This is a genomic window from Silanimonas sp. (assembly GCF_027530345.1).
Classification (GTDB): domain Bacteria; phylum Pseudomonadota; class Gammaproteobacteria; order Xanthomonadales; family Xanthomonadaceae; genus Silanimonas.
The window spans coordinates 14,443-27,220 of sequence record NZ_JAPZQK010000008.1 but is presented as its reverse complement, the minus strand read 5'-3'; the positions used below and the strand labels follow the sequence as shown (position 1 = coordinate 27,220).

General features: G+C 69.9%; 14 protein-coding genes, 1 tRNA gene and 1 other RNA gene. 10 read left to right on the top strand and 6 right to left on the bottom strand.

Features of this window, described 5'->3' with window-relative positions; all coding sequences use genetic code 11:
- Positions 1-33: 33 nt before the first annotated feature.
- A complete protein-coding gene (locus tag O9255_RS04730) occupies positions 34-555 on the top strand; it encodes an RDD family protein (RefSeq protein WP_297865694.1) in 522 nt (173 codons plus the stop codon).
- Here the strand turns inward: O9255_RS04730 and lptG are convergent, their stop codons facing one another.
- Both lptG and lptF read right to left on the bottom strand, forming a co-directional pair.
- Positions 556-1,650, bottom strand: coding sequence for an LPS export ABC transporter permease LptG (gene lptG, locus O9255_RS04725; RefSeq protein ID WP_297865693.1), 1,095 nt, complete (start codon positions 1,648-1,650; stop codon positions 556-558). It abuts the gene before it with no gap.
- Entirely contained in the window at positions 1,647-2,735 is a 1,089-nt protein-coding gene (gene lptF / locus O9255_RS04720) for an LPS export ABC transporter permease LptF (RefSeq protein ID WP_297865692.1), read from the bottom strand. The genes lptG and lptF overlap by 4 nt, the downstream gene beginning before the upstream one ends.
- A gap of 132 nt (positions 2,736-2,867) precedes the next feature.
- On the opposite strand from lptF, the gene O9255_RS04715 reads away from it, so the two are divergent.
- Positions 2,868-4,334 carry a leucyl aminopeptidase gene (locus O9255_RS04715; protein ID WP_297865691.1) on the top strand — a complete coding sequence of 489 codons (1,467 nt, stop codon included), beginning with the start codon at positions 2,868-2,870 and terminating at the stop codon, positions 4,332-4,334.
- Positions 4,331-4,756: a DNA polymerase III subunit chi gene (locus O9255_RS04710; protein ID WP_297865690.1), complete on the top strand. Its 426-nt coding sequence runs from the start codon at positions 4,331-4,333 to the stop codon at positions 4,754-4,756. The genes O9255_RS04715 and O9255_RS04710 overlap by 4 nt, the downstream gene beginning before the upstream one ends.
- 10 nt (positions 4,757-4,766) lie before the next feature.
- Here the strand turns inward: O9255_RS04710 and O9255_RS04705 are convergent, their stop codons facing one another.
- Positions 4,767-6,101, bottom strand: a complete 1,335-nt coding sequence (locus tag O9255_RS04705) for an aminopeptidase P N-terminal domain-containing protein (protein WP_297865689.1) — start codon at positions 6,099-6,101, stop codon at positions 4,767-4,769.
- Positions 6,101-6,640 (bottom strand): UPF0149 family protein, encoded by a 540-nt coding sequence (locus tag O9255_RS04700; protein ID WP_297865688.1) that lies wholly within the window; start codon positions 6,638-6,640, stop codon positions 6,101-6,103. The genes O9255_RS04705 and O9255_RS04700 overlap by 1 nt, the downstream gene beginning before the upstream one ends.
- Before the next feature lie 115 nt (positions 6,641-6,755).
- On the opposite strand from O9255_RS04700, the gene O9255_RS04695 reads away from it, so the two are divergent.
- The 7 genes from O9255_RS04695 (at position 6,756) to rpiA (ending at position 11,512) form a co-directional block, all read left to right on the top strand.
- The gene (locus tag O9255_RS04695) at positions 6,756-8,972 is read left to right on the top strand and encodes a GGDEF domain-containing phosphodiesterase (protein ID WP_297865687.1); all 2,217 of its coding nucleotides are present in this window, start codon (positions 6,756-6,758) and stop codon (positions 8,970-8,972) included.
- Between the two features lie 32 nt (positions 8,973-9,004).
- Complete coding sequence (locus O9255_RS04690; RefSeq protein ID WP_297865686.1) at positions 9,005-9,229, top strand: TIGR02449 family protein; 225 nt, start codon at positions 9,005-9,007, stop codon at positions 9,227-9,229.
- The gene (locus O9255_RS04685; RefSeq protein ID WP_297865685.1) at positions 9,226-9,525 is read left to right on the top strand and encodes a cell division protein ZapA; all 300 of its coding nucleotides are present in this window, start codon (positions 9,226-9,228) and stop codon (positions 9,523-9,525) included. Before O9255_RS04690 ends, O9255_RS04685 begins: the two co-directional genes overlap by 4 nt.
- Before the next feature lie 67 nt (positions 9,526-9,592).
- Positions 9,593-9,780, top strand: a non-coding RNA gene (gene ssrS, locus O9255_RS04680) — 6S RNA.
- A 31-nt stretch (positions 9,781-9,811) separates the two neighbouring features.
- Positions 9,812-10,378, top strand: a complete 567-nt coding sequence (locus tag O9255_RS04675) for a 5-formyltetrahydrofolate cyclo-ligase (RefSeq protein ID WP_297865684.1) — start codon at positions 9,812-9,814, stop codon at positions 10,376-10,378.
- A gap of 1 nt (position 10,379) precedes the next feature.
- A complete protein-coding gene (locus O9255_RS04670) occupies positions 10,380-10,862 on the top strand; it encodes an EVE domain-containing protein (RefSeq protein ID WP_297865683.1) in 483 nt (160 codons plus the stop codon).
- On the top strand, positions 10,859-11,512 hold the full coding sequence (gene rpiA, locus O9255_RS04665) for a ribose-5-phosphate isomerase RpiA (RefSeq protein WP_297865682.1): 654 nt from the start codon (positions 10,859-10,861) through the stop codon (positions 11,510-11,512). Before O9255_RS04670 ends, rpiA begins: the two co-directional genes overlap by 4 nt.
- A gap of 3 nt (positions 11,513-11,515) precedes the next feature.
- Here rpiA and O9255_RS04660 read toward each other — a convergent pair whose 3' ends face one another.
- Complete coding sequence (locus tag O9255_RS04660) at positions 11,516-12,595, bottom strand: cyclic nucleotide-binding domain-containing protein (protein ID WP_297865681.1); 1,080 nt, start codon at positions 12,593-12,595, stop codon at positions 11,516-11,518.
- A gap of 89 nt (positions 12,596-12,684) precedes the next feature.
- Positions 12,685-12,759: transfer RNA gene (locus O9255_RS04655), tRNA-Gln, on the bottom strand.
- Positions 12,760-12,778: the final 19 nt, after the last annotated feature.

Here is a 12,778-nt window from a genome sequence, read left to right as displayed (position 1 = left end):
CACTCTAGCCGAGGGCGCCGGTATCCTTGCGGCATGACCGTTTCGACCCCGCAGGCCCGGCCTGCCCACCTCGGCTGGCGCCTGCTCGCCCTCGTCTACGACCTCTTCCCGGTCTTCGCGCTGGTGCTGGCCTTCGGCGGTGTGGTCACCGCGGTGGCCGCCGCCCTCGGCCACCCGGACCTCAGCGACCTGCCTTGGATGGCGCCACTACTCGTGGCCGGCGCATGGAGTGCCACCGGCGCGTACTTCGTGCTGAGCTGGTCGCGCGGCGGGCAGACCTTGGGCATGCGCCCCTGGCGCCTGAAGGTGGTCGCTTTCGACGGCACGCGGGCGACGCGCCTTGCGTTGCTGCAGCGCTATTCCTTCGCGACGGTACCGGCCATTGCCGGCATCGAGCTCTTCGCGCTGCTGCCCGGCATCGAGCGCCTGCTGCCGTTCTGGATCGGTGCGGCCATCGCGGCGGCCGGGCCGCTGTGGTCACTGTTCGACCGCGAGGGCCAGGCGCTTTACGACCGCTTCGCGGGCACGCGTTTCGTTCGCCTCACGCCGCCCTGATCAGCGTCGGCGGATCCACCAGGCGCCGAGCGCGACCAGCAGCAGCACGGGCAAAGCGTAGGCGAGCACGATCGGCCACTGGTAGGCCTTGGCGAGGTTGACCAGCATCGGTTGGACAAGCCGCGCCACCAGCGCGAAGACGATGCCGATGAACAGCCGCTGCCCGAAGCCACCACTGCGCTGCTGCCCGAAGGCCACCGGCAGCGCCGCGAACACCAGGGCCAGCGTCGTCAGCGGGAAGAACCATCGCGCCCAGTAGGCCTCGAGCAGCAGGCCGGCATCGAGGCCGTTGCGCTTCAGCTGCTCGATCCGGCCACCCAGCGCCATCGTCGAGAGCAGGTCGGGATGCTGCAGGCTGGCCTCGATGGCACCGGGACGAAGGGCCGTCGCCCAGGATTGGACGTCGAACTGCTCCACCGCCACGCTGCGTGCGCTGAACGTGGTGCGCTTGACGTCGCGGAGCTGCCAGCCGCGCGTCTCGTCGTAATCGGCCTCGCCGGCCTCCTGGATCCATGCGAGGCGGCCTTGCGGATCGAAGGCGAACACGCGCACCTGGTTGAACACCAGCACGGTCCGGCCCTCGACCACCCGGCTTTCGCCGCCCTGCGCGTTGAACACTTCGCTGCCCTCGCGGGCCCAGACGTTGGCGCCGCCGGCCAGCGTGACCTCGTGCTTCATCGCCGCCAGCTTGAGCGCCTGCGCCTGCTGTTCGGCGCCGGGGATCACGATCTCCATGGCCGCCATCAGCGGCACCACGACGATCGCCACGGCCATCAGGGCCGTCGCGCCAATGCGCATCGGCGACAGTCCGGCTGCGCGCAACGCCACCAGCTCGGATTTCGCGGCGTGTGCTCCCAGCGCGAGCACGCTGCCGATCACCGCCGCCATCGGGAAACTCTCGTAGGCCCGGCGCGGCGTCTGCAGCGCGAGATAGAGCGCGGCATGGCCGAGCCCGTAGTCGCCCTTGCCGAGGTCGTCCATCTGGCCAATCAGGGCGCCAAGCACAGCGAAACCGGTGAGCACCCCCCACGTGGCCAGCACCGTCAACAAGACCGAGCGGCCGACAAACCAGCGATGGACCGGGAGGGCGCTCATGCGCGCACCGCCGATCCGCGACGCCACAACGGCGGCTCGCCGTCACGCCACACCAGCCAGATCGCGAGCGCGAACGCCGGCACCAGCAGCCACCACAGCCCGAGCTGGATGGGGATCTGGCCGGTGCCCAGCCACGTGCGCCCCAGGATGAGCAGGTTGCTGCCGAAGACGTAGGCCAGCGTGGCGACGATCATCCGGCCGTAGCGCGCCTGCCGCGGCGGGCTGCGCGACAGCGGCAGGGCGAGGAGGGCCAGCACGACCGCGAACATCGGCACGCCAATGCGGTAGTGGAACTCCGCCCGGGCCCGCGGTGTCGCCGTGGGGCTGATCAGCGCCAGCGTCGGGCGGCCCGCCAGCGGATTGCGGTTCTCGTTCTCCACGTCGGGCAAGCGCACCTCGTTCACCTGGAAGCGCTGCAGGCGGAAGTCGCGCTCCCCCGGCTGGCCTTCGGCGCGGAAGCCGTCTCGCAGGCGGAGGAAACGGCCGCCGCGTTCGACGAACATCTCGCCTTCCACCGCAGTGATCACGTCGACGCGATCACCACGCTGCATCTGCACGAACAGCCGCTTGAACTCGCGACCGTCGGGCGAAAGCGAACCGACGAAGACCACGCCGCGCCCGCCCGGCAATTCAACGAAGCGACCGGCATCGAGGCCCGCGACGAGGAAGCTGCGGTTCGCGTTGGCGACCGCTTCGGTGGCCAGACGCTCGGCCAGCGGGCCCAGCCACAGGCTGCACGTGGCGATCACCGCGGCCACCGGCAGCGCGATGAGCATCACCGGGCCGACCAGCTGGCGCGGCCCCTGGCCGAGGGAGAACAGCACGGCCATCTCGCTGTCGCGGTACAGGCGGCTGATGCCCATCAGCAGCCCGATGAACAGGCCGAGCGGCAGCACCAGCGGCAGGTAGGAGACCAGGCGCAGTCCGAGCTGGGAGAACAGCAGCGGCGCCGGCACGCGGCCGCGGCCGATCTCGGAGACGAGGTCGGCAAACACGCCGCCGAGCCCGACCAGCAGCAGCACGACCACCGTGGCCGCGGTGGTCGCGGCCAGCTGTCGCACGAGGTAACGCTGCAGGGTCGTCAAGGCGGTCCTCGCACGGGATCGATTACACTCGCGGCCCCCACGGGGCACCGCCGCACTGGCGGCCAGTGCCTCGGCACCGACCTGTCCTTCCGGCGATGCCGGCAAGGCGCTGCATTCTACGGAAACTCCCCGATGGCACTCGAATTCGACCTGAACCTCTCCGCCGCCCCGTCGGTGGCCACCGACGCCGTCATCGTCGCCATCCACGCCGATGGGCGCCTGAGCGCCAGCGCCGCGGCCATCGACGCCGCCAGCGGCGGCCGCCTCACGGCGCTTCACGCCCGCGGCGACCTGCCCGGCAAGGCCGGCCGCACCACCCTGCTCACCGACCTGCCGGGCGTGGCTGCGCCGCGCGTGCTGGTGGTGGGCGCCGGTGAGGCCGGCAAGCTCAACACCGCCGGCTACCAGAAGTTGATCGGCGACGCGCTGCGCGCCGTGAAGGCCACCCCGGCCAAACGCGCGCTGCTGACCCTGAGCGAACTCGCCATCGAAGGCCGCGACGCCGGCTTCGCCATCGAGCAGGCCGTGGCCTGCGCCGACCACGCGGCCTACCGCTACACGGCCACGCGCAAGGCCGGCCCCGCGCCGGACCTCGTGGCCCTGTCGATCACCGGCGACGACGCCGCGGCGCTGGATCGCGGCAAGGCCATCGCCGCCGGTACCGAACTGGCCCGCGAGCTCGGCCACCTGCCGCCGAACATCTGCAACCCGGCCTACCTCGCCGAGACCGCCCGCAAGATCGCCGCGGAGAACGACGGCGTGCAGGTCGAGGTGCTGGAAGAGGCCGACCTCGAGGCGCTGGGCATGGGCTCGCTGCTGGCCGTCGGCCGCGGTTCGCACAACCGCCCGAAGGTCATCGTGCTGAAGTGGAGCGGCGGTGGCGCCGCCAAGCCGCACGTGCTGGTCGGCAAGGGCATCACCTTCGACACCGGCGGCATCAACCTCAAGGTGCAGGGCGGCATCGAAGAGATGAAGTTCGACATGCTGGGCGCGGCCAGCGTGCTCGGCAGCTTCCTCACCGCCGCGAAGCTCAAGCTGCCCATCAACGTGATCGCCATCGCCGCCGCGGTCGAGAACATGCCGGACGGCAACGCCTATCGCCCGTCCGACGTGCTCACCTCGATGAGCGGCAAGACCATCGAGGTCGGCAACACCGACGCCGAGGGCCGCCTGATCCTCTGCGACGCGCTGACCTACGCGCAGCGCTTCGAGCCGAAGGCCCTGGTCGACGTCGCCACGCTGACCGGCGCGGTGATCATCGCGCTCGGCAAGCACGCCACCGGCCTGATGTCGCACCACGACGACCTCGCCGCGGAACTGCTCGCCGCCGGCGAATACGCGCACGACCGCGCGTGGCGCCTGCCGATCTGGGACGACTACCAGTCGCAGCTCGATTCGATCTACGCGGACGTCTACAACATCGGCGGCAAGGCGGCCGGCTCGATCACCGCGGCCTGCTTCCTCGCGCGCTTCGCCGAAGGCCAGCGCTGGGCGCACCTCGACATCGCCGGCAGCAGCTCGGACGAAGGCCGCAAGGGCATGGCCACCGGCCGCCCCGTCGGCCTGCTGACGCGCTGGCTGATCGACCAGGCGAAGTGAGCCGGGCCGACTTCTACCTGATCGACAAGCCTCGCTTCCGCGAGCAGCCCCTGCTGCTCGCCTGCGAACTGGCCAAGCGCTGCCACGGCACCGGCAAGCCCACGCTGGTGCTGTGCGCCACGCCCCAGCAGGCGGAAGAACTCGACGACCTGCTGTGGTCGTTCGAGGAGGACAGCTTCATCGAGCACCAGATCGCCGGTCTCGACGAGGACGACGCCGACGTGCCCGTGCTGATCGTGCCGCCCGGCATCGACGCCCCGATGCGGGCGATGGTGATCAACCTCCGGGCGGAAACGGTGCCCGAGGGCTTCGAGCGCGTGCTGGAAGTGGTGCCCGCCGACCCGGCGGCGCGCGAACCGCTGCGCGAGCGCTGGAAGCAGTACCAGGCCCGCGGCTTGGCACTCAACAAGCACGACATGTGAGGCGCGGGCCTCAGCCCGCCATCCAGGCCTCGATCGCGTCGGCATCCTTCGGCACCGCACCGGTCAGCACTTCGCCGCCGTCGTCGGTGATGCGCACTTCGTCCTCGATGCGGATGCCGATGCCGATGCCGCGCCATTTGGCCGACACCTTCGCGTCGGGCGCGATGTAGAGGCCGGGCTCCACCGTGAACACCATGCCGGGCTCGAGCAGGCGCGATTCGCCCGCCACCTTGTAGTCGCCGACGTCGTGCACGTCGAGGCCGATCCAGTGCCCGGTCTTGTGCATGTAGAAGGCCTTGTAGGCCTCGCTTTCCAAGGCTTTCTTCAACGTGCCCTTGAGCAGCCCCAGCGAGAGCAAGCCATCGGCGAGCACTTCGACGGCCGCGTTGTGCACCGCGGCGTAGGGCCGACCGGGCACCGCCTGCGCGAGGGCAGCGGCCTGCGCCGCGAGCACCAGGTCGTACAGGGCGCGCTGTTCCTTCGAATAGCGGCCGTTGACCGGCCAGGTGCGGGTGATGTCGCTGGCGTAGCCGCGGAACTCCGCGCCGGCGTCACAGAGCAGCAGGTCGCCGTCACGCAGCGCGCCGTTGTTGGCGATGTAGTGCAGCACGCAACCGTTCGGGCCGGCGCCGACGATGGGGTTGTAGGCCGGCACGCAATCGTGCGCACGCCACACCGCCCACAGCGCCGCCTCCACTTCGAACTCGCGCCCTCCGGCGCGGGTCGCGCGCATCGCGGCCTTCTGCGCTTCCGCGGCCACCACGGCGGCGAAGCGCATCTGCTTCAGTTCGGCCGGCGACTTGAACAGCCGCAGTTCGTGCAGCAGGTGGCCCAGTTCGAGGAACTCGTGCGGCGACTGCGCGCCCTGCCGCGCCTGCGCGCGGACGCGGTTCACCCAGCCGATCAGCTTGAGGTCGAAATCGGTGTCGCGGCCGAAGTGGTAGTAGACGCGCGAGCGCCCTTCGAGCAGGCCCGGCAGGATCTCGTCGATGTCGTCGATGGGGTAGGCGTCGTCGATGCCGTAGGCCGAGACGGCGCCTTCCGGGCCAGCGCGCGGGCCGTCCCACAGTTCGCGCTCTGGATGGCGCTCGCGGCAGAACAGCAGGGTCTCGCCATGGGCGCGGCCCGGCACCAGCACCAGCACGGCTTCCGGCTCCGGAAAGCCGGTGAGGTAGGCGAAGTCGGAGTCCTGCCGGTAGGGATGGTGCGTGTCGTGGCTGCGGATGCGCTCCGGCGCCGCCGGAAGGATCAGGATGGCGTCGTCCTGCGCCATCTGCAGAAGGGCGCGGCGGCGGCGCTGGTACTCGCCCTTCGCGACTTCGGCCGGGGCCTTCGTTACCGCCATCAGTGCAGGCGCTTGCGATCGCCGGAGGCGGCGAGGCAGTCGCCGTGGATCAGCAGGGCCGCCACGCGGACGAACTCCTCGAGTTCCACGAGCGCCTCCTCGTCGGCTTCCGGATCGTCGTAGCTGACGTCGGATTCAGCGATGCGGGCGACGTCGCCCAAGGCTTCACGCGCCTCCTCGCCCAGCTTGGGCTCGATGCCGGCCAAGCCCACGCCACCGAGGAAGCCGCGGCACCAGGCCACCAGCGCTTCGCCACGTTCGGCCACCGGTGCATCGTCGTCCGGCAGCAGCAGCTCGAGGCCGAAGTCGGTCTCGCCAAGCTGTTCGATGGTGGCGGCATCGAGTTGCCCGAGCGCCGAGGAGGCCGGCGGCAACGGCACGGTGTCGTCGCCCATCGCCTCGGCGAGCCAGTTGGCCCGGCGGGGGTGCCCGCAGCGGAGGGCGCAGAGCGAACCGTGCAATTCGGACGCATCGACCGAGAGGGCCAGGGCGGCGATCTGCTCGGCCACCGCGGCATAAGGGGGCAGGGAATCGGACATTTCACGCCGTCGAATTCGATGGCGGCAGTCTAGCAGCGGCCCGCCGCCCTTGGTGCGCATGCGCACCCTGCGTACACTGCCGTTCCTGCCGGCAACTCCGAGGCGACCCCCCGCAATGCCTGCTGCCCCTCTCGCAGCCGAAGCCTGGTTCCTGGTGGTCGTGCTGGGCGTGGCCCTGCTGGGACTGGTGGTCGCGTGGGCCCGTTCGATGCGCCGGCGAGATGTGGAGGACGACCAGCATCTCGGGCAGGTCCGCCGCCTGAAGCAGCAGCTCGACCTCGTCCTCTCCACCTCGGGCGACGTGTTCTGGGAACTCGACGTGCGCACCGGCGTGCTCGCCCGGCAGGGCATCCAGCGCCTCGCTGGCGCGTCCGCGCCGGACCACGTGCCGCTGGCGAAGTGGCGTGAGGAAGCGGTCCATCCCGACGACGTCGAGCGACTCCGTCGGCTCGTCGAACGCCACGTCAACGGCGAAACCGAGCTGTTCGAGTCCGAGCACCGGATCCGCCACGAGGACGGCGGCTGGCGTTGGGTGCGCGCCCGCGGCAAGGTCACCGAGCGCGACGCCAGCGGCAAGGCCGTGAAGCTGGGCGGCACCACCCGCGACATCCAGGACCTCCGGCGCGCCGAACGCGAAACCCGCGTGGCCTACGAGGTCTTCCGCAGCATGAGCGAGGCGGTCTCGGTGATCGACCTCGACTTCACCTTCGTGGCCGTGAACTCCGCCTTCTCGCGGATCACGGGCTACAGCGAGGGCGACGTTCTCGGCCTCGCCTCCAACCTGCTCGACTCATCGCAGCACAGCACGGAGTTCTACCAGCGCGTCCGCAGCATCGTCGTCCGCAGCGGCCACTGGAGCGGCGAGATGTGGCAGCGCCGCAAGGACGGCGGCGAATTCCTGAGCTGGATCGAACTCTCCGAAGTCACCGACGGCAACCAGCAGCGCACGCACTTCGTCGCCGTCGTCAACGACATCACGCAGAAGAAGCGCGCCGAGCAGGAACTGCGCTACCTCGCCAACTACGACACGCTCACCGGCCTGCCGAACCGCACGCTGCTTTCCGAACGCCTGTCCCGCGCCATCATCCGCGCGCGCCGTCAGGAAAGCCGCGTGGCCGTGCTGTTCATCGACCTCGACCACTTCAAGGACATCAACGATTCACTGGGCCACGCGGCCGGCGACCGGCTCCTGAAGGCCGCGGCCGCGCGCCTGCAGGCCGCCGTCGGCCCCACCGACACAGTGGCCAGGCTCGGCGGCGACGAATTCACGATCATCGTCGAGGACCTGGACAGCATCGACTCGGCCGGGCGCCTCGCCCGCGAACTGCTCGCCGCCTTCAGCCTGCCGCTGGAGGTCGACGAGCGGCACAACGTCAGCATCACGCCCTCCATCGGCATCAGCCTGTACCCCGACCACGCGATGGTGCCGACCGACCTGCTGAAGTACGCCGACACCGCGATGTACCAGGCGAAGTCACAGGGTCGGAACACCTTCGAGATCTACGACGAGGCCATGGACGCGGAGGCCCGCCGGCGCGCCACCCTGCTGGCCGCCCTGCGCCGCGCATTGGCACAGGATGAGTTCCGCCTCGTCTTCCAGCCGCGCCTCAGCCTGCGCAGCGATCGCATCGTCGGCGTCGAAGCCCTGCTCCGCTGGCGGTCCGCCGGGCTCGGCGACGTCAGCCCCGTCGAGTTCATCCCGCTGGCCGAGGAAAGCGGCCTGATCCTCGGCATCGGCGAGTGGGTGATGCACGAAGCCTGCCGGACGCTGCGCCACTGGCGCGACGACGGCCTCGTCGATCTATCCTGCAGCATCAACGTCTCGGTGCTGCAGCTGCTGCGCGCGCCGCTCGCCGAGCAGCTGCGCAAGATCCTCGCCGAGACCGGCGTGCCGCCGGGACGCATCGAGCTGGAGGTCACCGAGACCATGGTCATGCAGAACGCCGAGCAGACGCTGGCGGTCCTGCACCAGCTGCGCGAGGTCGGCGTCAGAGTCGCTATCGACGATTTCGGCACGGGCTACTCGTCGCTGATCTACCTGAAGCGCCTGCCGATCGACACGCTGAAGATCGACAAGGAATTCATCGGCGACCTCACCGACGACCCCGACGACAAGGCCATCACGGCCACGATCATCACGATGGCGCACTCACTCGGCCTGCACGTGGTAGCCGAAGGCGTGGAGACGCCCGCCCAACTCGGCTACCTGCGGGGCCAGGGCTGCGACGAGATCCAGGGCTACTGGTTGTCACGGCCGCTCGAGACCCCGCAGGCGCTCGCTTTCGTGCGCGAGCGGAACGAGGCGCCGCGCGGCGGTGCCAGCGCCGCTTGACCACCTTTCCCGTCGCCGACCAAGATGCCGTCATGAGCCGACATCCCGACCCGCGCGACGACCTTGCGACGCTCGCCGCCCGCATCGACGCCCTCGTCTCCGTGGTGCAACGGCTCTCCGACGAGAACCGACGACTGATGCAGGCCCAAGAGCAGCTCGCCGGCGAGCGCGCCCAGCTGCTCTCGAAGAACGAGCAGGCGCGCAGCCGCGTCGAGGCGATGATCCAGCGCCTGAAGTCGATGGAGGCCAGCCCGTGAGCGAGGGCGTCAACATCCGCATCCTCGACCGCGAGTTCACCATCGGCTGCCCGCCGGAGGAGCGCGAGTCGCTGCAGGCTGCCGCACAGCTGCTGGATGCGCGGATGCGAGGTATCCGCGGCGACAACAAGATGGCGGCGTTCGACCGCATCGCCGTGATCGCCGCGCTGAACCTCGCGGCCGAAGTGAATGCCTTCCGCCGCGAGCTCGACGGCCGCGACGGCGAGCTTTCGCGCGGCATCGCCGACCTCAATCGCAAGCTCGAATCGCTGCTCGCCGTCCACGCGGCGCGCTGAACGACGACGTCGCCCCGCGACGCCCGTCACGGCATGGCGACGCCGTCGGCCGGCTATACTCCGCGTGCGTCCTCTGCTGTGCTCGACAGCGTGCGCTAACATTTCGCCTTGACCCATAAATACGGCCCGGGAATTCAGCTTCATCGCCGGTGTGCATGTCCGCCCTGCTGCGGAAAGCCTGAACGCGGTGACTGCGCTCCCACTTGATCCTCGGGATCAAGGTCGTTTCGTACGCATCGGCACGGCGGAGGACGTCTTCTTGAACCCCAGCGAGCTTCGAGCCTCGATGCGCGAGCGCCGCCGTGCGCTGCCCGTCCGCGACCGGCTCGACGCGGCGGCGGCCGTCGCTTCGCACCTGTTGCCCGAACTCGCCGCCTTCGAAGGCCGCATTGCCGGCTACTGGGCCGTCGGCGGCGAACTTCCGCTGCACGCGGTTCAGGCCAACCTGCCCGCAACGCTGCGATGGTGCCTGCCCGTGCTGCACGAGGACGGCCGCCTGCGCTTCCGCGAGTGGTCGGCCGGCCAGGCGCTGGAACCCAACCGCCATGGCATCCCCGAGCCCGCCGCCGGCCCGCTTCGCGCCGCCGACGAGCTCGCCGTCGTGCTGGTCCCCCTGCTCGCGTTCGACGCGAAGGGCGATCGCCTCGGCCAGGGCGGCGGCTGGTACGACCGCAGCTTCGCGTTCCGGCGCACGGAGCGCGATCACGCGCCCTCGCCCGACCGCACGCTCGTCCCGCGACTGATCGGCATCGCCTACGACTGCCAGCAGGTCGACGCGCTCGAGGCCGCCGACTGGGATGTCCCGCTCGATGCCGTCGTCACGCCCTCCGCCTTCCACCGCTTCGACCGCTGACATGCCCAAGCCCGCCCGCCAGTACTGGCTGATGAAGTCCGAGCCGGACGAGTTCTCCATCGACGACCTCGAACGCGTCGGCGTCGAGCCCTGGAGCGGCGTGCGCAACTACCAGGCGCGCAACTTCATGTGGAAGCAGATGCGCGTCGGCGACGGCGTGTTCTTCTACCACTCGAACGCGGACGTGCCCGGCATCTACGGGCTCGCGACCGTCGCTTCGACGCCCTACCCCGACCCGACGCAGTTCGACGCGAAATCCGACTACTTCGACGCCAAGAGCAGCCACGAAGACCCGCGCTGGTGGCTGGTCGACGTCGGCTTCGAGCGCAAGCTGTCGCGCGCGATCTCCCTCGACGAGCTGCGCAGCCACGCCGACGCGCTCGACGACTTCGTGCTGCTGCGTCGCGGCACCCGCCTGTCCGTGCTGCCGGTCACCGCCGCGCAGTGGAAACACATCCTCACGCTGGAGAAGCAACGCCCATGAGCACCGCCGACGAACAGAAACGCGCCTCCGCGCTCAAGGCCCTCGAGTACGTCGAGGACGGCATGATCATCGGCGTCGGCACCGGGTCGACGGTGAAGCACTTCATCGATGGCCTCGGCGGCATGAAGGATCGCATCGAGGCCGCCGTCTCCAGCTCCGAGCAGAGCACCGCCCAGCTGAAGTCGCTGGGCATCCCCGTCATGGACTTGAACGCCGCCGGCCCGCTCTCGCTCTACGTCGACGGCGCCGACGAGTGCGACCCCTTCAATCGTCTGATCAAGGGCGGCGGGGCCGCGCTGACGCGCGAGAAGATCATCGCCGAGGCCTCGGCGAAGTTCGTCTGCATCATCGATGCCGCCAAGGAAGTCGACGTGCTCGGTCGCTTCCCGCTGCCGGTCGAGGTGATCCCGATGGCGCGCTCGCTCGTGGGCCGCAAGATCGTCGCGATGGGCGGCCAGCCGGTGTGGCGCGAAGGCGTCACCACGGACAACGGCAACTGGATCCTCGACGTGCACAACCTGCACATCGTCGATCCCCTCACGCTCGAGCGCGAGCTGAACCAGATCCCGGGCGTGGTCACCTGCGGGCTGTTCGCGCGCCGCGCCGCCGACGTGGTGATCAGCGCCGGCAACGTCCGCAAGAACCGCTGAGCCTCAGCCCTTCGCGGCTTCGGCCATGGCCTGTTGCTGCGCCTGCAGGCGCAGCATCGCCGCCAGCCCGCCGTGGATCGCGCTCACGTTGTACTCGAGGCGCGAGAGCACGAAGGCGGCCGCGGCCGAGCGTTCGCCGGTGTTGCAGTACACGATGACCGGACGCCCGGGTGGCAGGCGGCCCGGCGCATCCTCTCGCAGCCGGGCCAACGGGACATTCAGCGCGCCGGTGATCGAGCGTTGGGCGACCTCCTCCGGCAGGCGCACGTCGAGCACGATCGCGCCCTCCTGCGCCCGCTTCGCCGCTTCGGCAGGCAGCAGCCACTTGATGACGGGCGGCTTCAGCACCGAATCGAAGTCCGCGCGCGACAGCCGGAGCAGGCGGCCGCCCTGCAGCATCCGCACCGTTGCGTTGCGCGGCTGGTTCGAGAGCAGGCCGTCTTCGCCGAAAGCATCGCCCTCCGCCAGGTACGCAACCACCTTCGGTGCACCGTCCAGCGTCTTGGTCACCGAGGCCGTGCCCTCGCGGATCACGTAGAAGTCGCCGGGCACGTCCCCTTCGCTGACCACCACTTCGCCCGGCGCGACAGGCTGCTCGACGAAGGCCTGGAACAGCTTCTCAAGGTTGCCGGTCGGCAAGCGGCTGAACGCCGGCGCCTGCAGCAGCCGGTAGGCCCAGTCGTTGCCGTTCGCACGTTCATCGAAGAATCGGAAGCTGGGCTGGCGGCTGATCTGGTCCCAGGCGATCAGCTTCTCGACCTGCCGGCGGTTCAGGCGCAGCAGGCGGGCATCGCGGCTTTCGACCGTGGCCCGGAAACGCCGAGGTGCCGCGTCGTTCAACGGGTAGCGGCCGTGCACCGGCGAGTCGGCTTGGTGCAGCGTGCGGCGCCCGTCCGGATAATCGCAGCGCACGTCGCCGCGGATCACGTAGACGGTGTCGTCGTCGATGTCGCCGGCCTGGAACACCAGCTCGCCGCGACCCACGGTGTGTTCCAGCGCCTCGCGCGCGAGGTACTGCCGCGTCTCGGGGCGCAGGCCGCCGAGGGGGAAGAGCGGGGCGAGCTCCTGGCTGGCAACGGTCATGGTGGGCGTCCTTGGGGGAGGCCCTCAGGATGCGCCACCGGCCCCTGAAACGACAAACGGCCCCGAAGGGCCGTTGGTTGCTGCCGGAGTGGCAGCCCGTGATGGATTCGAACCACCGAATGCCTGAGTCAGAGTCAGGTGCCTTACCGCTTGGCTAACGGGCTGTAGATCCAGAGCACCAGC

Excerpts from the sequence above, each read along its gene's own strand:
- O9255_RS04730 (WP_297865694.1), top strand. The coding sequence starts at position 34 with ATGACCGTTTCGACCCCGCAGGCCCGGCCTGCCCACCTCGGCTGGCGC.
- lptG (WP_297865693.1), bottom strand. The coding sequence starts at position 1,650 with ATGAGCGCCCTCCCGGTCCATCGCTGGTTTGTCGGCCGCTCGGTCTTG.
- O9255_RS04715 (WP_297865691.1), top strand. The coding sequence starts at position 2,868 with ATGGCACTCGAATTCGACCTGAACCTCTCCGCCGCCCCGTCGGTGGCC.
- O9255_RS04705 (WP_297865689.1), bottom strand. The coding sequence starts at position 6,101 with ATGGCGGTAACGAAGGCCCCGGCCGAAGTCGCGAAGGGCGAGTACCAG.
- O9255_RS04700 (WP_297865688.1), bottom strand. The coding sequence starts at position 6,640 with ATGTCCGATTCCCTGCCCCCTTATGCCGCGGTGGCCGAGCAGATCGCC.
- O9255_RS04695 (WP_297865687.1), top strand. The coding sequence starts at position 6,756 with ATGCCTGCTGCCCCTCTCGCAGCCGAAGCCTGGTTCCTGGTGGTCGTG.
- O9255_RS04690 (WP_297865686.1), top strand. The coding sequence starts at position 9,005 with ATGAGCCGACATCCCGACCCGCGCGACGACCTTGCGACGCTCGCCGCC.
- O9255_RS04675 (WP_297865684.1), top strand. The coding sequence starts at position 9,812 with ATGCGCGAGCGCCGCCGTGCGCTGCCCGTCCGCGACCGGCTCGACGCG.
- O9255_RS04670 (WP_297865683.1), top strand. The coding sequence starts at position 10,380 with ATGCCCAAGCCCGCCCGCCAGTACTGGCTGATGAAGTCCGAGCCGGAC.
- rpiA (WP_297865682.1), top strand. The coding sequence starts at position 10,859 with ATGAGCACCGCCGACGAACAGAAACGCGCCTCCGCGCTCAAGGCCCTC.
- O9255_RS04660 (WP_297865681.1), bottom strand. The coding sequence starts at position 12,595 with ATGACCGTTGCCAGCCAGGAGCTCGCCCCGCTCTTCCCCCTCGGCGGC.